We start from the raw sequence: 18559 nt of genomic DNA, 5'->3' as shown, positions 1-18559 counted from the left end.
TGCTGCCCTCGGTCCGGCACCCGCGCCCGCGCGCTCGATCAGCCAATGGCGGCCGCCATGCAGCGCCGGGCGCTTGCCGCATCCCGGAATGCTGCCGGGCGTGCAGACCGGCAGATGCACTGCCCCGGGGGTCGGCCTCGCCGTCCGGGGGCCTTGGGTCAGCGCGTCCTTGCCAGCCGGCACGTGATGCCGGGGGCGAGCGGGGCGCCAGAGAGCTGTGCCATGTGCCAGCCGAGCACCAGGTTGGAGCTGAGCACCGGCAGGCCGAGCGCCGCTTCGAGCGGGGCGATGATGCCGAGCGTGCGCAGGTTGGTGCAGGACAGGAAGACCCCGTCGATCCCGCCGCGACCGGCCAGCGCCGAGGCCGCCCGCGCGATCGAGGCCGGGGCGATGCGGGCGGCGCGGGCCTCCTCCGCCTCGCCGAAGGAAAGCGTTTCGGGCACCGCGATGCCGCCCGCTTGGAAGGCCGCGCGGAACGGCCCTGCGACCGGCGGGATATAGGGCGAGAGCAGGCCGATCCGGCGCAGCCCCAGCGCGCGGCAGGCAATCAGCGCGGCGCTCAGCGGATCGGTCGCCGCCCGCGCCTGCACCGCGCCGGTCAAGAGCCCATGCACCCGCCCCGCGCCGATCAGCGCCGTGCCCGAGGTGCAGCCATAGCCGAGCGCGTCGAACCGGTCGCCACGGACAGCGCAGAGTCCATGGCGGCGGGCGTCAGTTTGGCGCCCGAGGGCACACGGCTGACCTGCAGCCGCGCGGTGCCGGGGGCGAAGAGGTGGCGGAAATCATTCTCGATGGTCTCGTCCATCTGCAGCACCACGAGCCCCGGCCGCGGCGCCTCCAGATCATGGGGAAAGCCCGCCATCAGCCGGGCTCCGGCAGGTCGCGATGCGCGCGCGGCGATGGGAACTCGGCGCCGGTCCCGCGCAGCACGATGTTCTCCTCATGCACCAGGAGCCGCCCGTCGCGGGTCGCGTAGCCGGGCTCCAGCGCCAGCACCATCCCCGCCCGCAGCAGCGTCGTGTCGCGCGGGGCCAGCGAGGGCCATTCGGTCAGCGCGATCCCCAGCCCGTGGCCCAGCCGCTCGCCCGGGGGCCCTGCCCGCGGCGCCGGATCCCCTCGGCCAGCATCGCGTGGAGATCGCAGGCGCGAAGGCCCGGGCTCAGCGCAGCCATCGTCTCCTCCGTCGCCTCCCAGAGGGCGGCCAGCGCCCGCCGCGCGGTCTCCGAGGCCGGGCCGATCGCTAAATTGCGGTCGAAATCGCCGAAATATCCGTCTTTTACCGCGCAGGTATCGAGCATCAGGATGTCCCCCGGCGCGAGCGGGTCCGGCCCGGCAGGCGAGATCACGTCGCCATAGCCGTCCGGCGCCGCGCCGCCCGCGACACAGCTCGCCCAGTCGGCGCCCTCCTCGAGAAGCGCGATCTGGAAGTCGCTGAACACCGCGTCGAGCGGCCGGCCCGGCAGGGCGAAGCCCGGCACGCGGACAAAGGCGCGCCCGGCAATCGCGCAGGCCGTGCGGAGGCGGGCGATCTCGGCTTCGGACTTGATCTCCCGCACCCGCTGGAGGCAGGCGGTGGCGTCCTCGAAGCGGCGCGGGTCGAGCCGCGCGCGGAGCGCCGCGAAATCGCCGGGCGGCATGCGCAGTTGCGTCTCCGCCCCCATCGACAGGCCGAACCGGCCGCGTTCGGGCACCATGCCGGACAGGGTTTCGGCGAGAAGGCCGATGCCGTCGTCGCGCGGGTCGGGCGCGTCCCGGCTGCGGATGTCCTCCAGCCAGGTCCGGCCCGTCAGCGCGGCGCAGATCGACGGGATCACCGCCACCCGAGGGCCCGCGGCGGGCAGCGCGACGACCCAGGGCCGCGCGGCGCTCTCCCGGAAGCGGGTGAGAAAGCCGGTGACCTAGAAGATGTCCGCGGCGCCTGTCAGGAGGAGCGCGTCGAGCCCCGCGGCGGCCATCCCGGCCTGCAGCCGCGCGGTCCGGCCGCGGCATTCCCCGGCCGGGAAGATCAGCGAGCGCTCAGCCATCCTCGGGCCCCTCGCTGATCACCGCCAGCACCTCCGCCCCGGGGGGCAGGACCATCCCGGCGGCCAGCGGCGCCAGTCCGGCCGCACCCGAGGGCGTCGTCGGCAGGCCCGCCTCGGCGGCAAGCGCGGCGGCCGCCTGCCCCTCGGCCTCGCTGACGGTGACGAAAAGGTCGGCATCGCGGGAGAGGCCCTTGAGCGCGATCACCGAGGGCGTCTTGCAGTCGAGCCGCCCCATCGAGGAGGCCGGGCCGGCGGTCTCGGCGATCCGGCCCGCGCGGATGCTCTCGGTCAGGGCCGGAGCGGCTTCGGGCTCGACCACGGCGATCTGCGGCGCCTCCCCCCAGGCGCGGCGGACCTGTGCGGCGAGCGCGGCGGCGAGCCCGCCGACCCCCGCCTGCACGAAGACATGGCTGGGCGGCCGGCCGATTCCGGCCACGGTCTCGGCGGCGAGCTGGAGATATCCCTCCATCACCCGCAGCGGCAGTTCCGCGTAGCCCGGCCAGGAGCTGTCGGAGAGGAGCGTCCAGCCCTGCGCCTCCGCCGCCGCGGCGGCCGCCGCCATGCTGGCCTCGTAGCTGCGGCCTGCGCGGACCACCTCGGCCCCCTTGGCGGCGAGCCGCCGGGCGAAGCCCGCGGGCACGTCCTCGGCGAGGTAGATCACCGCCCGCGCCCCGAAGAGCCGCGCCCCGGCAGCGACGGAAAGCCCGTGATTGCCCGCGCTGGCGGTGACATAGACCCGCCCGGCCAGCGCCCGGCGCAGATCGGCGGCGCGGGTTGCGGCGGCCTCGCGCGCGATGGCATGGGCGGCGCCGAGCGCCTTGAAGCTGCCGAGCCCCATCCGGCCGCGCTCGTCCTTCACGACGAGCCGGGCGACACCGAAGCGCGCGGCGAGCGCGGGCAGCTCGACGAGCGGCGTCGCCGCATGGGCCGGGCAGCGCGCCAGCAGCGCCCCCGCCCCGGAAGCATCCGCCAGCGGCCAGGGCGCGTCGAGCGCCATCCCCGTCCCGCGCCAGGGGTTCTCCAGCATCTGCGGCATGCCCGGTTCCTTTCCCGTCTCTGCCGCCCAGCTTAGCGCGGCCGGGCGCCGCTTTCCCGGATACTTCCGGGACGGATGGTCCTGTTTCCGGCCTGATAGGGACAAAGACCGCGGTTTTCCGGACCATCGTCCTTCCATGGCTTCGCCCAAGGCGGGTTCTGCGCCATTCTGGGGCCATGGACAGATTCGACGCCCTCCTGCTTGCCGCGCTCCAGAAGAATGCCCGCCAGACCGCCGAGGCGCTTTCGGCGGAGGTCGGGCTCTCGGCCGATGCCTGCCGCAAGCGGCTGGCGCGGCTGCGCAGCTCCGGCGTGATCGAGGCAGAGATCGCGGTGCTTGATCCCGGCCGGATCGGCCGCGGGCTGATGCTGGTCGTCGAGGTCACGCTGCTCAACGAGCGGACGCAGGATCTCGACGGGTTCAAGGCGCGGATGCAGGCGGCGGAAGAGGTGATGCAGTGCTACTACGTCACCGGGAATGCCGATTTCGTCCTGCTGGTCTCGGCACGCGACATGGCAGAATACGAGGCCTTCACCCGCCGCGAGTTCTTCGCTGAGGAGAATGTGCAGCGCTTCCGCACCAGCGCGGTGATGGACCGGGTGAAGACCGGCTTCGCCATGCCGGTCGCGCCCGGCTGAGCGCCGCTCAGCCCCCGGCGGTGCGGAACCGCTCGCGATAGGCGCGCGGGGTCAGCGCATAGCGGCGGGCGAAGACCTTGCGCATCTGCGCGTCCGAGCTGAACCCCGCGCGGAAGGCGACGCTTTTCATCGGCAGCGCGGTGTCGAGGAGCAGCGCCTTGGCGCGCTCGCTGCGGGCGAGCTCCAGATAGGCGGTGGGCGTCATGCCCAGCTCGGCCGAGAAGGCGCGGGTGACGTGGCGCGGGCTCATCCCCGCCTGCGCCGCCATGTCCCCCAGCTTCAGCGGCCGCGCGAGATTGGCCATGATCCAGGCCTGCAGGTCGCGCATGCCGGGCGAGCCGGTCATCTGCGAGGTCAGCGCGGCGGAGAATTGCGACTGCCCGCCGGGGCGCTTGAGGTAGATGACCATGTCGCGGGCGACTTCCAGCGCCAGGTCGCGGCCGAAATCCTGCTCGACGAAGGCCAGCGCCAGGTCGATCGCGGCGGTCACCCCGGCCGAGGTCCAGAGAGCGCCGTCCTGCACGAAGATCGCGTCGGCATCGACCCGCACCCGCGGAAAGCGCCGCTCCAGCAGCGCGGCATGCGCCCAGTGGGTGGCGGCGCGGCGGCGGTCCAGCAGCCCCGCCGCGGCGAGGAAGAAGGAGCCGGTGCAGAGCGCGGCGAAGCGCCGGGCCTGCGGCGCGCGGCGGCGGCACCACTCGACCAGCCCGGGCTCGGCAGAAAGCGCCGCCTCGATATCGGCGGCGCCCGCGACGATCACGGTGTCGAGGTCGCCGTCGCCGGGCAGCGGCAGGGCGGCCTCCAGCGCCAGGCCTGCCTCCGACGGCACAGGCCCCGCCTCGGGCGCGGCCAGCGTCACCGCGTAGCGCCTGGGATCGCCGCGGCTTTCGAGATGGCGGTTGGCGGCGGCGAGCACGCTGGCCGGGCCGACCGCCTCCATCGCCTTGAAGCCGGGATAGATCACCAGGAGCACCGGCAGCGCCCCTGCCGCGCCTGCCTGCCCCGCCGCCCTGCCCTCGTCCATGCCCCTGCTCCATTGCCGTCAAGCTTGTCCGGATCCGGCCGCTTTCCGCCGCCCCGCTCCGGAAATGAGATGGTATAACGTCACATCACGACCTGCAATGCATGGAGCCAAGCATGAAGACCCGCGCAGCCATCGCCTGGGAGCCGAACCGCCCGCTGGAAATCGAGGAGATCGACCTGGAGGGTCCGAAGGAGGGCGAGGTGCTGGTGCGCATCGTCACGACGAGCCTCTGCCACACCGACATGTTCACCCTGTCGGGCCGCGACCCCGAGGGGCTTTTCCCGGCCGTTCTGGGCCATGAGGGCGTCGGCATCGTCGAGGAGACCGGCCGCGGCGTGACCTCCGTCGTGCCCGGCGACCACGTGATCCCGCTCTATACGCCCGAAGACCCGGACTGCCCCTATATCCGCTCGGGCAAGACCAATCTCTGCCAGACCATCCGCGAGACGCAGGGCCGCGGCGTGATGCCCGACGGCACCTCGCGCTTCTCCTACAAGGGCCGGATGATCCACCACTACATGGGCACCTCGACCTTCTCGGAATACACCGTTCTGCCCGAGATCGCGGTGGCGAAGATCTCGAAGGAGGCGCCGCTGGCCAAGGCCAGCGTCATGGGCTGCGCCGTGCCGACCGGCATGGGCGCGGTGCGCAACACCGCCAAGGTGGAGCCGGGCTCCACCGTCGCGGTCTTCGGTCTGGGCGCGGTCGGCATGGCGGTGATCCAGGGGGCGAAGATGATCGGCGCGTCTCGGATCATCGGCATCGACACCAATCCGGCCAAGTTCCCGCTGGCCCGGAGCCTCGGCGCCACCGAATGCTTCAATCCCGCCGATTTCGCCCAGCCGGTCCAGCAGGTGATCGTCGAGATGACCAATGGCGGGGTCGACTATTCCTTCGAATGCATCGGCAATGTGAATGTCATGCGCGCGGCACTGGAATGCTGCCACAAGGGCTGGGGCGAATGCACCGTGATCGGCGTGGCCGGAGCGGGCGAGGAGATCGCCACGCGGCCCTTCCAGCTGGTCACCGGGCGGGTCTGGCGCGGCTCGGCCTTCGGCGGGGTGCTGGGGCGCAGCCAGCTGCCGGGCATGGTCGACGAGTGGCTGCGGGGCGATTTCGACGTCGATCCCTATATCACCCACAACATGGCGCATGAGCAGATCAACACCGCCTTCGATCTGCTCCATGCCGGCAAGTCGATCCGCTCGGTGATCCATTTCCGCCCCGATGACACGATGCGGGTCAATACCCTGCCCGGCATCATCCTGCCGGGCTGAGCCCGGCGCTCAGGCCAGGAAGGGCGCGCGGGACGCCGCCGCGGCGCCGAGCGCGGCGAAGCGGCGGCGCAGGCCGCGCTCGTCGAGCCGGGTGCCGATCACCACGATCCGGCTGGCCGCCTGTCCCGGCGGCCAGCCTTCGAGCCGCAGCAGTGGATAGAGCCGGTGCTGCACCGCATGGATCACGGCCGGGCGCGCGGGATCGTCGGCCAGCGCCGCCAGCCCCTTGATCCGCAGCAGCCCGCTCTCCGGCGCCGCGGCCAGCCCGGCGAGGAAGCCCTGCAGCGCATCGGGATCGAGCGGCGCCTCGGCCACCAGCGGCACCGCCTGCACCGCGCCATGGCGGTTCAGGTCATGCATGTGCCCGCCATGGGCCCCGGGACCGCGGGCGGTCTCGGTCTCCAGCCAGGCCTCCACCCCCTCGCCCTTGCCGAAGGCCGAATAGCTGCCCGGCGCCAGCAGCGCCGCCGGATCGAAGCCCGGATCGCCGGCGTCATGGACCGCGATGCCGGGATTGAGCGCGCGGAGCCGTGCCGTCCAGTCCTGTCCCCGGGCGCGCGTCACCACCGCCTGGTCGGCGAAGGCGATCTGGCGCAGGCTCTCGGGATGGGCGGCAAGAGCCGCCTCGATCCCCTCGGCATCGACCACCGCGATCACGCCCGAGAGCCGGAAGGCCCGCGCCACCGCATGGTCCGACAGCGACCGCGCCGGGATCCCGCCGGGGATCAGGCTGTTGACGATCGGCGCGGGATCGGCGAGCCCGGTCGTCTCGACGATCACCCGCGAGAAGGGCGGCAGCCCGCCCTTGCGGCGCAGCGCCAGCAATTCGTCCAGCGAGGAGCGCAGGTCGCTGCCCGCGCTGCAGCAGATGCAGCCCGTCGTGGTGACCGAGGCGCGCTCGCTGCCCTTGCGGACCAGGTCGTGATCGACCGCCACCAGGCCGAATTCGTTGATGACCAGCGCGGTGTCGGCCAGGGCCGGGTCCTCCAGCAGGCGGTTGAGCAGCGTGGTCTTGCCGGCGCCGAGGAAGCCGGTCAGCAGGAAGACCGGGGTCTGGGGGAGGGATGGGCTCATGGGGTCGCTCCTTCTCTGTCGGTGTCCTTGCCGCGGGCGGCGAAACCCGCGGCAAGGACGAAGCACGGCTTGCTGCCTTCGGGATCGCGGCAATCGGCGCCGCAATCATCCGGGGCGTGATGCGGGCGCGGTCCGGGAGGGCCCTTGTCCGTCCCGCCCGTTTGGACCGCCGCCTGCCAGGGCGCATCGAAACCCGCCTGGCTGCCGTTTCCGGTGCTGGCCGCCGCGCCGTTCTGGAGCCGCTTCAGCCAGATTTGCGGCCAATCGCGGCCCAAAGGCCCGCCATTCTCCGCCGCGCGCCGCACCAGCTCGACGGGCGCGAGCACCTTGGCACAGAAGGCGGCCAACCGCTCCAGATCGCGGGCGCCGAGGATGACATGGCTGAATATTGGACCTGCTGTCATGCCGGTTCGCTCTCGCGCAGGGCGTCGGCCGCGCGGGGCCCGGCCGCCTCCGCCGCGATCATCGCCACCGCCTCGGCCAGAGGCATCGCGCGGCTGCCCTTCTGCCCGAGCCGCCGCAGCGACACCGTGCCCTCCGCCGCCTCGCGCGCCCCGACCGCCAGCACCAGCGGCGTCTTCTGCAGCGAATGCGCCCGCACCTTGTAGGCGATGGTGTCGTTGCGCAGATCCGCCGCGGCGCGCAGGCCCTGCGCCTCCAGCGCCGCCAGCACCTCGCCCGCCCAGGCATCGGCCTCTGCGGTGACGGTCGCGACCACCGCCTGGCGCGGCGCCAGCCAGAGCGGCAGATGACCGGCGAAATGCTCGATCAGGATGCCGGTGAAGCGCTCCAGCGAGCCGAACATCGCCCGGTGCAGCAGCACCGGCACCTCGCGCGCGCCGCTGGCGGCGACATAGGTCGCGCCGAAGCGTTCGGGCAGGTTGAAATCGACCTGCAGCGTGCCGCATTGCCAGTCCCGGCCGATCGCGTCGCGCAGCACGTATTCCAGCTTCGGCCCGTAGAAGGCGCCCTCGCCCTCGAAGATCTCGTGCGGCTGGCCCGCCACTGCCAGCGCCTCGCGCAGCGCCTCCTCGGCGCGGTCCCAGCTCTCGTCCGATCCGATCCGGTTCCCGGGCCGGGTGGAAAGCTTGATGCGGATGCCGGAGAAGCCGAAATCGCGGTAGATCGACAGGATCAGGTCGTTGATCTTGACGCATTCCGCGGTCAGCTGCGCCGGCATGCAGAAGACATGCGCGTCGTCCTGGGTGAAGGAGCGCACCCGCATCAGCCCGTGCAGCGCGCCCGAGGGCTCGTAGCGGTGGACCTTGCCGAATTCGGCGATCTTCATCGGCAGGTCGCGGTAGCTGCGGCTCTCGTGGCGGTAGAGCAGCATGTGGCCGGGGCAGTTCATCGGCTTCAGCGCGAAGTCGCGCGCGTCCCGGGTGCGGGTGAAGAACATGTTTTCGCGGTAGGTCTGCCAGTGCCCCGAGGTCTCCCACAGGCCGCGGTCGAGGATGTCGGGCGTGTTGACCTCCTCGTAGCCGGCCGCCGCCTGGGTGTCGCGCATGTAGCCGATCAGCCGCTGGAAGAGCTGCCAGCCCTTCGGATGCCAGAAGACCGCGCCCGGCGCTTCCTCCTGGAAGTGGCAGAGATCCATCTCGCGGGCCAGCCGGCGGTGGTCGCGCTTTTCGGCCTCGGCCAGCATGGCCATATGCGCGTCCAGCTCGGCCTGGCTGGCAAAGGCCACCCCGTAGATGCGCGAGAGCATCTCGTTCGACGCATCGCCCCGCCAGTAGGCCCCGGCCACGCGGGTCAGCCGGAAGGCGCCGCCGATCTGGCCGGTCGAGGCCAGGTGCGGCCCGCGGCAGAGATCGCGCCACGCGCCCTGGCTGTAGATCCCGACCGGCCCGTCGCCGGGAATGGCGTCGATCAGCGCCTGCTTGTAGTCCGCGCCCTGCCCGGCGAAGTGGGCATGCGCCCGCTCGCGGCTCCAGTCCTCGCGCACGAAGGGCGCGTTGCGGGCGATGATCTCGCGCATCTTCGCCTCGATCGCGGGCAGATCTTCGGGGGTGAAGGGCCGCTCGGCGGCGAAATCGTAGTAGAAGCCGGTTCCGGTCGCCGGGCCGATTGCCGCCCGGGTCCCCGGAAAGAGCGCCTGCACCGCCTCGGCCAGCACATGGGCGCAGCCATGGCGGATCAGCGGCAGCAGGCGCGGGTCGCCGCGGGTCAGGATCTCGGCCTGCGCGTCCGCGGCGATTGGCGCCGAGAGATCGGCGATGCGGCCGTCGATGGCGGCGGCGGCGGCCCGGCGGCGCAGCGACGGCGCGATGGCGGCGGCAAGCTCGGCCCCGGTCGGCGGCGTCTCGAAGCTGCGCATGGCGCCGTCGGGAAGGGTGATGCGGATCATGACTGTCTCCTGGAATGTGCTGCGGGGCAGGCGCTCAGGCGGGGCCGTCGGCCGTGCCGGCCCCGAGCTCTGCCAGCTGGTCGCGGAGGCGGTCGGCGGTGGCGAAGTCGCGCCTGGCGCGGGCGGCCGCGCGGGCGCGGCGCAGCGCGGCGATGCCGGCGGTGTCCCCGGGCTCCGGCCGGGCGATCCGGCCGAGCGCCTCCGCCCAGCCCGCCCGCGGCAGCCGCAGGAGCCCGAGCGCCGCCCCTGCCCCGCGCAGCGCCGCGCGCCGCGTGCCGCGCCCGGCGGGCCCCGAGCGGCGCGCCTCCTCCCCCAGCCGGTAGAGCTCGGCCAGCGCCGCGGGGGTGTTCAGGTCGTCATCGAGCGCCGCGTGCAGCGCGCCGAGCGCCGGATCGTCCGGCGTCACGGCGGCGTCGTCCTCGCCGAGCGCCGCATAGAGCCGGGAAAGCGTGCGGGTCGCCCGCGGCAGCGTCGCCGAGCTCCAGCCCAGCGGCTGGCGGTACTGCGCCGAGAGCAGCGCCAGACGCACCGCCTCGCCCGGCGCCTCCGCCAGCAGGTCGCGCGCCAGCAGCACATTGCCGAGCGATTTCGACATCTTGCGCCCCTCGACGGTGACAAAGCCGTTATGGATCCAGAAGCGCGCCTGCGTGCCCTGGGCGATCTCGTTCTCGTGATGGGGGAATTTCAGGTCCATCCCGCCGCCATGGATGTCGATCGGATTGCCCAGATGCTCTTCGATCATCGCCGAACACTCGATATGCCAGCCGGGCCGCCCGCGCCCCCAGGGGCTGTCCCAGCCGGGCTGATCCGGCGCCGAGGGCTTCCACAGCACGAAATCCGCCGGATCGCGCTTGAAGGGCGCGACCTCGACCCTGGCGCCGGCGATCATCTCGCCGCGGTTCCGCCGCGAAAGACGGCCATAGGCCGCAAAGGACGGCACGTGGAAGAGTACGTGGCCCTCGGCGCAGTAGGCATGGCCCCGGGCGATCAGCCGTCCGGCCAGGTCGATGATCTGCGCCATGCTCTGAGTGACCTTCGGCTCGACCGTCGGCGGGCGCACCCCGAGCGCGGCCATGTCGGCGCGGTAGGCCGCGGCGTAGCGCCCGGCTACGGCCGAGATCGGCACGCCCGCCTCCGCCGCGGCGGCGCTGATCTTGTCATCCACGTCGGTGAGGTTGCGGGCATAGGTGACGCGGCCGAAGCGCCGCTCCAGCACGCTGCGCAGGAGGTCGAAGACCACGCCCGGCCGGGCATTGCCGATATGGGCGAAATTGTAGACGGTCGGCCCGCAGACATACATCTTCACGTGGTCCGGGACGCGCGGCTCGAAGACCTGCTTGCGGCCGCCGAGGCTGTTGGTGAGGAGAAGCGGCATCAGGCCCCCTGTCTGACGGAATGTCTGGCGGAATGTCTGGCGGAATTTCTGGCGGGATTGCGATGGGCGGCGGGTCGGGTCACTCGGCCGTCTCCGCCGCGAGGTAGCCGCCCGGACGGCCATGCGGCGCCACCCTGAGCGCGGCGAGCCCGGCGAAGAGCTCCTCCAGCTCGGGATCGGTGAAGTCGCGGACGATCAGCACGAATTTCGTGCGCCGGTCGCTGCCCTGCCAGTCCTTCAGCAGGACCGGCGGGTGGAAGATGTGCTGCACGCCATGGACGACGAAGGGATGCGGCACGTCCTCGAGATGGACGAGCGCCTTCAGCCGCAGGATGTCGGCGCCGCGGCGGATCATCAGGAGCTCCATCCAGAGGTCGAACTGGTCGGCGGTGACCGGCGCCTCGACCACCCAGGAGACCGCGCGGATCTCGTCGAGATGGCGCTGCGCGGCGAGTCCCTTGCGCGTCGGCACGGGCACCGCCGCCTCGCGCAGCCAGCCGGCCACGGCGGCGGGCTTCATCTGGGGGTCGAAATGGCCGAGCCCGGTCAGCGCCGCGGGATCGACCTGCCCGCCAGTGACCTTCAGGACCGGCGCGGCCGGGTTCAGCTCCGCCAGTGCGGCGCGCACCGCCGCCTCCTGCGCTTCGGGCAGGTCGGTCTTGGTCAGCAGGATCAGGTCGGCCACGGCCGCCTGGCGCCGCGCCTCCTCGTGGCGCTCCAGCGTGCCGGCCCCGGCCGCGGCGTCGAGCGTCGTCACCACCCCGTCGACCGCATACTCGTCGGACAGCGCCCGGCTGGTCAGCAGCGTGTGCAGGATCGGCGCGGGATCGGCCAGCCCGGTGGTCTCGATGGCAACCCGGTCGAAGCCGAGCTCGCCTGCCTCGCGCCGCTCTGCCAGGTCGGCCAGGGTCTCGAGCAGGTCGCCGCGCAGCGAGCAGCAGAGGCAGCCCGACTGCAGGAGCACCATGCTGTCCGAGCTGGAGACGACCAGCTCGTGATCCAGCCCGATCTCGCCGAATTCGTTGACTATCACCGCGGTGCTGCCGAAGGCCGGATCGCGCAGCAGGCGGTTGAGGACGGTGGTCTTTCCGCTGCCGAGGAAGCCGGTCAGCAGGGTGACGGGGACCGGCCCGGTCATGGCGCCGCTCCGGCGGGGCGGCGGGCGGCGCAGGGGACCGGCGCGCGCGCGGCCCCGGCCCGGCGGGCCGTTCCCTGCCCCGCTTCGCCATGGGGCCCCGCCGGGACGACGGCGCGGCGGCGCTTTGGCCGCGGGACGGCGGCGCGGCAGCTTGCATCTGGCGGCACGGGCCTGCCCGTCCGGCGCCCCGGGATCCGGGTCTGGCGCATCGGCGGGACGCGCAACGCATGGCAGGCGCAGCTCCGCGCCGCTTCCGTCTCGGTCTGCGCGCCTCCCGGCGCCCGGTTTCGTCCCTGCATGGCCTGGCTCCCTTTCGACGTAGTGTTATAGTATAACACTTAGGGAGTGCAAGCCGCCATGCGATCCGCGGCCCGACAGTCAGTAGCCGGCGGCGCGGTCCACCCCGCCGGGGCGCTGGCCATGGTCGAAATAGCGCGCGAGGTTCTCCAGCACGATCTGCCCGGCGCTGTCCGGATCGGTCAGCGCGGCGACATGCGGCAGCAGCGTCACCGACGGGTGCCGCCAGAGCGGCGATGTCGCGGGCAGCGGCTCCTGCGAGACGACGTCGAGCACCGCATGCCCGACCTGCCCGCGGTCGAGCGCGCCGAGCAGCGCCGCCTCGTCGATCAGCGCGCCGCGGGCGACATTGACGATCCGGATGCCGGGCCTGCACTGCGCCAGCCGCTCCGCGTCGAGCAGATGCCGCGTCGCCGGGGTCGCGGGCAGGAGCAGCACGGCGATATCGGCGCCGCTCAGCACCTCCGCCAGCGCCGCCTCGCCATGGCGGCAGTCGATGCCGGGCAGCGCGTGCGGACGGCGCGACCAGCCGGTCACCGCGAAGCCCTGCGCCGCGAGCAGCCCAGCCGCCGCGCGCCCGAGCGCGCCGAGCCCCAGCATCGCGACGCGCCGCTGTCCCGCCGGCACATGGGGGAGCTGCTGCCAGAGCCCCGCGCGCTGCTGCGCCAGGTATTCGGGCAGGCGCCGGTGGAGATAGAGCACATGGCCCAGCACCGCCTCCGCCATGCTGTCCGCCAGCGCCGGATCGACCATCCGCACCACATGCAGGCCGCGCGGCGCGAGGGCGGGCATCAGCCCCTCCACCCCGGCCCAGAGGCTCTGCACCCAGTCGAGCGCGGGCAGCCCGTCGAGATCGGCCGGATCGGGATCGGCGACGATGGCGACCCGCGCGGCCTGCGCCTCTGCCGCGCTCAGCTCGGCGCGCGGCACCACGCGGATACCGGGCCCGGCGCGGGCGAAGGCCTCCAGCCAGGGCGCGGCGCGGGCGGCGGGCAGCCGGCTGCAGAAGGGCACGGTCTCGGTCACGGCTGCATCTCCGCGGGCGCAGGGAAGAGCCCGGCGTAATGCGCGGCGATCTCGCCGGTCGTGGCTAGCCAGACGCGGTCGCGCTGCGCGGCGACATGCGCCAGCGCCCGCCGCAGATGGACCAGCCGGTGCGGCTGGCCCATCAGGAAGGCGTGGATCGAGATGCCGTAGACGAGCGGCTGCGCCCGGCTCTGGACCAGCATCTCGTCGAAGGCATCGGTGATCGCCGCGGCAAAGGCGCCGGGCTGGCCGTGATGCAGCGCGATGAAGGGGATGTCGTTGATTTCGTGCGGATAGGGGACCGAGAGGATCGGCTTGTGCCGGGTCCGCATCCAGACCGGCTGGTCGTCGATCGGCCAGTCGAGGATGTAGCCGTAGCCCGCCTCGGACAGCAGATCCGGCGTCGCCTCGGACGGGTTCACCCCCGGGCTGAGCCAGCCCCTGGGCGGCACCCCTTCGGCGGCGGCGATGGCCGAGGTGGCCTCGGCGATCAGCTGCGCCTCGCCCGCCTCTTCGAAATCGTTCTGGTGCTCGGAATTCGTCCGGCCATGGCCGACGATCTCGTAGCCGCGGGCGCGGATCGCCTCCATCACCTCGGGGCAGTGGTCGTAGATCTCGCTGTTGAGCAGCACCGAGACCGGAAAATCCAGGCTGTCGAAGAGCTCCATCAGCCGCCAGACCCCGACCCGGTTGCCGTATTCGCGCCAGCCCCAGTTGTAGCTGTTCGGATGCGGCAGCCCGGGCGAGTAGCTGAGCCCGAGCCCCTCGTTGAAGGCGAAATGCTCCAGGTTCAGGCACAGGTGCACCGCCAGCCTGCGCCCGCCGGGCCAGTCGAAATCCGGCCGCCGGGTGATGGCGGAATAGGCAAAGCGCCCGGGTTCGTTCAGCATGTCGTCATCCTCGCAATTCCATGAGTTATCCGCAGACTAGGCAGAGTGAACCCGCTGGACAAACGAGGTTTCCGCCCCGATAGGATGAGCCCGGATCATTTATGGAAGGAGCAGGCCATGCGCCGCAGGCTGCCATCGCTGAATGCGCTGCGGGTCTTCGAGGCGGCGGCGCGGCACATGAGCTTCACCGAGGCCGCGGCCGAGCTGCATGTCACCCAGGGCGCGGTCTCGCGCCAGGTCAAGGCGCTGGAGGAGGAGCTGGGCACGGCGCTGTTCATCCGCCACATCCGGCGGCTGGAGCTGACCCGCGACGGCGAGACGCTCTATCCCGGGCTGCGCAGCGCGCTTGACGAGCTGTCGCGCAGCGTCGCCAGGGTCGACCAGCGCCAGACCAGCGGGGTGATCACGGTCAGCGTGCTGCCGACGCTGGCGATGAACTGGCTGATGCCGCGGCTCGACGATTTCGTGCGCCAGCATCCCGAGATCGAGGTGCGCATCGTCACCACCATCGGCGCGGTGGATTTCGCCCGCGAGGATGTCGACCTGGCGATCCGCGTCGGCACGCCCGGGGCGGAGGCGCCCGAGGGCGGCGCGCCGCGGATCGACCTGCGGATGACCCAGGACTGGGAGAACCTGCGCAGCGAGAAGCTGATGGAGGACGAGCTGGTGCCGCTGGCCGCGCCCGGGCTCCTGCGCGAGGGGCCCGCGATCCGCGAGCCGGCCGACGTGCTGGCCTATCCGCTCTTGCATCTGGGGACGCGCATCCATGCCTGGCCGGACTGGTTCCGCGCCATGGGGATCGAGATCGAGGTCTCGCCCGAGGAGCCGCAATTCGGGCATTTCTTCATGGAGCTGGCCGCAGCGCGACGGGGCGACGGCATTGCCATCGCCCCGAGCGTGCTGGTCGAAGAGGATCTGGCGACCGGCCGGCTGGTGCCTGCGCTGCGCCGCAGCGTGCGCAGCGCAGGCGCCTATCACGTGCTCGGGCGCGACCACCAATGGTCCCTGCCCAAGGTCCGCAGCTTCCGCAAATGGCTGGGCGAAGAGGCCGCGAAGCAGCGCCTAGCCGACCGCCAGTGGCGCTGAGAGCCGGCGCAGGGCGGCGATCACGCTCAGGGGCGTGATCAGCCCGGTCTTGGGGTTCTCCGGCGAGGGCACGTTCTCGATCTTCAGCGTCAGCTCGGCGCTGTCGGAGCTGACATGGATCTCGTGGGTGTTGCGCGTGACCTCGGGCGAGGCCCAGATCTCCAGCTCGGTGCGCTCCGGCCCGATCCCCGCGAGCCCCAGCGAGACCGCGACATTGAGATTGGCCGGAAAGCCCGAGATCGCCTCGGCCGCGCTGCCGCGGAAGAGGAGCAGCGGCTCGGTCAGCGCCTCCAGATCGAGCCCGGACTGCGCCACATGCGGCGCGCCAACGAGCCCGCGCGGCGGCTTGCGGGTGACCATCCGGACATGGTGCACCTCGCCCTCGGCGGCTGCGCGCACCGCGTCGAGCCCGAGAAGCGCGCCCGAGGGCAGCACGATCCGCGCGCCGGTCTGCCGCGCCCGCTCGACCAGGTCGAAATTGGCGTAGAGCGCGCCCGAGCTGATGACGACCAGCGTCCTGCCGGCGGCGATGGCGGGCTCCGCCAGACTGCGGAACTCGGCCGCCGGGCAGCATTCGACGACGATATCGGCCTGCCGCGCCAGCGCGCCGAGCGGCAGGACCGGGCGCGGGCGGGAGAGCTCGCCGGCCATCCGCTGCCGCGCGGCCGCCGGATCGCGGGCCGAGACGGCGGCCAGCTCCAGCCCCGGGATGCCGCGGTCGAGCGCCTGCGCCACCCGCCGCCCGATCGCGCCATAGCCGCCGATCGCCACTTTCAGCGGTCCGGTCCGGTCCCGGCCGTCCTGCGCGGCCGCCTCCGCCATCGCGGTCTCCTCCGCGCTCACGGCTGCCACCCCGCGGGCTGGCGGATCTCGCCGAGATCGACGTCCTGCAACGAGGCCGCGGTTACCGGCACCACCGGCACCACGATCTCCTGCGCCTCCGGTGTCGCGCCGGCGGCGAGCTCCAGCGCCATGGCCAGCGCCTGGCGCGCGATCAGCACCGGCTTCTGCGCGACGACGTAGTCGGCGCAGCCGCGGCGCATCATGTCCTCGGCCGCCTCGCCCAGCACCGCCATCAGCACCTTGACCTTGCCGCAGCCGCCGATCTGCTCGACCGCGCGGGCCGCGCCGACGCCATAGCTGTCATCCGCGCCGTAGAGCAGCGACAGATCCGGGAAGCGCTGCAGCATGTCCGCGGCGGTCGACATGGCCAGCGCCGTGTCCTGGTCGCCATTCTGCATCGCGACGATCCGGATGTCGCTGTCCGCGAGCGCCGCGGCGAAGCAGCGGTAGCGCTCGCCCGCCCAGAAGGCCCCGGCGGGACCGGCCAGCGCGCCGACCGTGCCACCTTCGGGCAGCAGCGCCCGCGCGCCCTCGGCCATCGCCCGGCCGAGATCGCAATGGCTGGAAGAGACCGATCCCGCGGCCGGGACCTGCGAGGCGACGACCGGGCTTGCCAGGCCCAGAAGCGGGATCCCCGCCTCGCCCGCCATCCGCGCCACGCCGTTCAGCGCATCCGGGTTGGTCGGATCGGCCAGGATCGCGTCGACGCCCTGGGCGACGAGATTGGCCATCTGGTCGACCTGCGTGCCGATATGGCCGTAGCCGCCGGCATCGGTCACGACCAGCTTGGCCCCCCGTGCGTCCGCCTCGGCCTCGAGCCCGTAGAGGATCGCGGTGTACCAGGGGCCCGCCAGCAGCGGCAGCGAGACGCCGATCCGGGGCGTCTCCCCGGCCGCGGCGGGCACGGCGGCGGCCGTCGAGAGCGCGCAGAAAATCGCCGCGGCGAGGCGCCGCGCCTTGTGTGGTCCTGTCATGTCAGTCTCCTTCAGGTCTTGGAAAAAGGGTCAGGGAACGCGCGCGGCGATCACCTCGATCTCGACCAGCCAGCCGGGATTCATCAGCCGCGCCACCTCGACGCGCGAGCGCGCGGGAAGCTGGCACAGGTCGCCGCCATCGCCGAAGAAGCGGCGATAGGCGCGGCCGAAGCCCTCGAGATCGAGCGTGCCCTGGCCGGGGGCGCAGCGCAGATAGGCGATCATCTTGACGATATCGGCCATCGCATAGCCCTTGGCGGCCAGCGCGGCCCGGATCACCGAAAGCACGCTGAAGGTCTGGCGCTCCATGTCGCCATGGCTTTCGATGGCCTCCGGGTCGGGCGCGCCGGGGATCATCTCCGGCCCCTGGCCGCTGAGGAAGAGGAGCCGCGCATTGGCGGGCAGCTCGACCGCCTCGGCCCAGGGGGCCTTGGCCTGGAAGGGCGCCAGCTCGGGCGCGTCATTGACGAAGCGGCGGATCGTGTCGGTCATCGGGATCGGTCCTTTCGGGGACATCATCTGCGCGGGATCAGCCGCGGGCGTCGGCCAGGAGCCGGTCGAGCGCGACAGCGGCGATCAGCGCCAGGCCGATCGCGACCATCTGCGCATAGGAGGAGACATTGAGCAGGTTCAGCCCATTGCCGAGCACGGTGACGAAGGCGACGCCGACCGCGACCCCGGCGATGCTGCCGCGCCCGCCGAAGAGCGAGACGCCGCCCAGCACCACCGCCGCCACCGATTGCAGCGCCAGCGCGCCGCCCAGCGTCGGCTGGCCCGAGCTGACCCGCGCGGTCAGGATCAGCGCCGCCACCGCCGCGGAGAGCCCGCAGATGGCGAAGGACATGACGCGGATTGCCGGGACCGGGATCCCCGCCAGCCGCGCCGCCGCGGCATTGCCGCCGACCGCGTAGACATCGCGCCCGGGCACGGTGAAGGCGAGGAAGAGCGCCGCGCCGAGGCCGAGCGCGGCGGCCAGCAGGAAGGGCGCGGGCAGGCCCAGGACGCGGGCGAAACCGAAATCGGCGAAGCCCGCGGGCAGGCCGACGACCGGGGTGCCGTGGCTCAGCATCAGCGCCGCGCCCTGAGCGATCGACATCATCGCCAGCGTCGCGATGAAGGGCATGACCCGCAGCCAGGTGACCGCGGCGGCATTGGCGAGCCCCAGGAGCAGCCCGGCGCCCAATCCGGCCGCGATCCCCGGCCAGACGCCCTGCGCCGCCATGACCGAGGCCATGACCACGCTGCAGAGCCCGACCGCAGAGCCGACCGAGAGGTCGAGATCGCCATTGAGCACGACGAAGGCCTGGCCGAAGGCGACCGCCGCCAGCGGCGCCGCCTGCAGGAGCAGGTTGCGCAGGTTCTGCGCCGTCAGGAAGACGTCCGAGAGCGCGGCGAAGACCGCCGCCATCGCCAGCAGCGCCGCCGCCAGGCCGAAGCGCCGGAAGAGCGCGCGGGCATCGATCCCGAGCCGCGGCATCGGCGGCGTGTCCGTGGTATTCACTGTCATCCT

The 18559-nt window shown here is 72.5% G+C and carries 21 protein-coding genes; 3 read left to right on the top strand and 18 right to left on the bottom strand.

Annotated features, from left to right (window positions below; all coding sequences use genetic code 11):
* Positions 1-158: 158 nt before the first annotated feature.
* From FGX59_RS39625 to FGX59_RS08190, 6 genes are all read right to left on the bottom strand, one after another.
* A complete protein-coding gene (locus FGX59_RS39625) occupies positions 159-614 on the bottom strand; it encodes an aspartate/glutamate racemase family protein (protein ID WP_370295880.1) in 456 nt (151 codons plus the stop codon).
* Positions 615-628: 14 nt separating this feature from the next.
* Positions 629-862, bottom strand: a complete 234-nt coding sequence (locus FGX59_RS39620) for a hypothetical protein (RefSeq protein WP_370295879.1) — start codon at positions 860-862, stop codon at positions 629-631.
* Positions 862-1035: a hypothetical protein gene (locus FGX59_RS39615; protein ID WP_370295887.1), complete on the bottom strand. Its 174-nt coding sequence runs from the start codon at positions 1033-1035 to the stop codon at positions 862-864. Before FGX59_RS39615 ends, FGX59_RS39620 begins: the two co-directional genes overlap by 1 nt.
* 14 nt (positions 1036-1049) lie before the next feature.
* Positions 1050-1820, bottom strand: a complete 771-nt coding sequence (locus tag FGX59_RS08195) for a M24 family metallopeptidase (protein ID WP_370295878.1) — start codon at positions 1818-1820, stop codon at positions 1050-1052.
* Positions 1821-1898: 78 nt separating this feature from the next.
* Positions 1899-2024: a hypothetical protein gene (locus FGX59_RS39610; RefSeq protein WP_370295877.1), complete on the bottom strand. Its 126-nt coding sequence runs from the start codon at positions 2022-2024 to the stop codon at positions 1899-1901.
* The gene (locus tag FGX59_RS08190; RefSeq protein ID WP_138466040.1) at positions 2017-3060 is read right to left on the bottom strand and encodes a pyridoxal-phosphate dependent enzyme; all 1044 of its coding nucleotides are present in this window, start codon (positions 3058-3060) and stop codon (positions 2017-2019) included. The genes FGX59_RS39610 and FGX59_RS08190 overlap by 8 nt, the downstream gene beginning before the upstream one ends.
* 176 nt (positions 3061-3236) lie before the next feature.
* On the opposite strand from FGX59_RS08190, the gene FGX59_RS08185 reads away from it, so the two are divergent.
* Entirely contained in the window at positions 3237-3698 is a 462-nt protein-coding gene (locus tag FGX59_RS08185) for an Lrp/AsnC family transcriptional regulator (protein WP_138466039.1), read from the top strand.
* Between the two features lie 7 nt (positions 3699-3705).
* On the opposite strand, the gene FGX59_RS08180 is transcribed toward FGX59_RS08185, so the two are convergent.
* Positions 3706-4722: a GlxA family transcriptional regulator gene (locus tag FGX59_RS08180; protein WP_138466038.1), complete on the bottom strand. Its 1017-nt coding sequence runs from the start codon at positions 4720-4722 to the stop codon at positions 3706-3708.
* Positions 4723-4835: 113 nt separating this feature from the next.
* On the opposite strand from FGX59_RS08180, the gene FGX59_RS08175 reads away from it, so the two are divergent.
* Positions 4836-5999, top strand: coding sequence for an S-(hydroxymethyl)glutathione dehydrogenase/class III alcohol dehydrogenase (locus tag FGX59_RS08175; RefSeq protein ID WP_138466037.1), 1164 nt, complete (start codon positions 4836-4838; stop codon positions 5997-5999).
* Positions 6000-6008: 9 nt separating this feature from the next.
* On the opposite strand, the gene FGX59_RS08170 is transcribed toward FGX59_RS08175, so the two are convergent.
* From FGX59_RS08170 to FGX59_RS08140, 7 genes are all read right to left on the bottom strand, one after another.
* Positions 6009-7073 carry a GTP-binding protein gene (locus FGX59_RS08170; protein ID WP_138466036.1) on the bottom strand — a complete coding sequence of 355 codons (1065 nt, stop codon included), beginning with the start codon at positions 7071-7073 and terminating at the stop codon, positions 6009-6011.
* The gene (locus tag FGX59_RS08165) at positions 7070-7420 is read right to left on the bottom strand and encodes a VOC family protein (protein ID WP_206078315.1); all 351 of its coding nucleotides are present in this window, start codon (positions 7418-7420) and stop codon (positions 7070-7072) included. The genes FGX59_RS08170 and FGX59_RS08165 overlap by 4 nt, the downstream gene beginning before the upstream one ends.
* Positions 7421-7473: 53 nt before the next feature.
* A complete protein-coding gene (thrS, locus tag FGX59_RS08160; RefSeq protein ID WP_138466034.1) occupies positions 7474-9420 on the bottom strand; it encodes a threonine--tRNA ligase in 1947 nt (648 codons plus the stop codon).
* Positions 9421-9454: 34 nt separating this feature from the next.
* The gene (gene cysS, locus FGX59_RS08155) at positions 9455-10795 is read right to left on the bottom strand and encodes a cysteine--tRNA ligase (protein WP_138466033.1); all 1341 of its coding nucleotides are present in this window, start codon (positions 10793-10795) and stop codon (positions 9455-9457) included.
* Between the two features lie 79 nt (positions 10796-10874).
* Positions 10875-11933 carry a GTP-binding protein gene (locus tag FGX59_RS08150; RefSeq protein ID WP_138466032.1) on the bottom strand — a complete coding sequence of 353 codons (1059 nt, stop codon included), beginning with the start codon at positions 11931-11933 and terminating at the stop codon, positions 10875-10877.
* 378 nt (positions 11934-12311) lie between these two features.
* Complete coding sequence (locus tag FGX59_RS08145) at positions 12312-13256, bottom strand: glyoxylate/hydroxypyruvate reductase A (RefSeq protein WP_138466031.1); 945 nt, start codon at positions 13254-13256, stop codon at positions 12312-12314.
* On the bottom strand, positions 13253-14146 hold the full coding sequence (locus FGX59_RS08140; RefSeq protein WP_138466030.1) for a polysaccharide deacetylase family protein: 894 nt from the start codon (positions 14144-14146) through the stop codon (positions 13253-13255). Before FGX59_RS08140 ends, FGX59_RS08145 begins: the two co-directional genes overlap by 4 nt.
* A gap of 117 nt (positions 14147-14263) precedes the next feature.
* On the opposite strand from FGX59_RS08140, the gene FGX59_RS08135 reads away from it, so the two are divergent.
* Positions 14264-15232 carry a LysR substrate-binding domain-containing protein gene (locus FGX59_RS08135; protein WP_171060560.1) on the top strand — a complete coding sequence of 323 codons (969 nt, stop codon included), beginning with the start codon at positions 14264-14266 and terminating at the stop codon, positions 15230-15232.
* Here FGX59_RS08135 and FGX59_RS08130 read toward each other — a convergent pair.
* The 4 genes from FGX59_RS08130 to FGX59_RS08115 are packed head-to-tail and all read right to left on the bottom strand — an operon-like array spanning position 15209 to position 18556.
* Positions 15209-16075, bottom strand: a complete 867-nt coding sequence (locus FGX59_RS08130; RefSeq protein WP_240722317.1) for an aspartate dehydrogenase — start codon at positions 16073-16075, stop codon at positions 15209-15211. The genes FGX59_RS08135 and FGX59_RS08130 overlap by 24 nt on opposite strands.
* Positions 16072-17049: a substrate-binding domain-containing protein gene (locus FGX59_RS08125; protein WP_138466028.1), complete on the bottom strand. Its 978-nt coding sequence runs from the start codon at positions 17047-17049 to the stop codon at positions 16072-16074. Before FGX59_RS08125 ends, FGX59_RS08130 begins: the two co-directional genes overlap by 4 nt.
* 30 nt (positions 17050-17079) lie before the next feature.
* Positions 17080-17541 carry a Rid family hydrolase gene (locus tag FGX59_RS08120; RefSeq protein WP_171060559.1) on the bottom strand — a complete coding sequence of 154 codons (462 nt, stop codon included), beginning with the start codon at positions 17539-17541 and terminating at the stop codon, positions 17080-17082.
* Between the two features lie 37 nt (positions 17542-17578).
* A complete protein-coding gene (locus tag FGX59_RS08115; RefSeq protein WP_138466026.1) occupies positions 17579-18556 on the bottom strand; it encodes an ABC transporter permease in 978 nt (325 codons plus the stop codon).
* Positions 18557-18559: the final 3 nt, after the last annotated feature.

Source organism: Poseidonocella sp. HB161398, assembly GCF_005870025.1.
Classification (GTDB): domain Bacteria; phylum Pseudomonadota; class Alphaproteobacteria; order Rhodobacterales; family Rhodobacteraceae; genus Mangrovicoccus.
The sequence above is the reverse complement of the archived record's forward strand: the minus strand, read 5'-3'. Positions and strand labels throughout refer to the sequence as shown.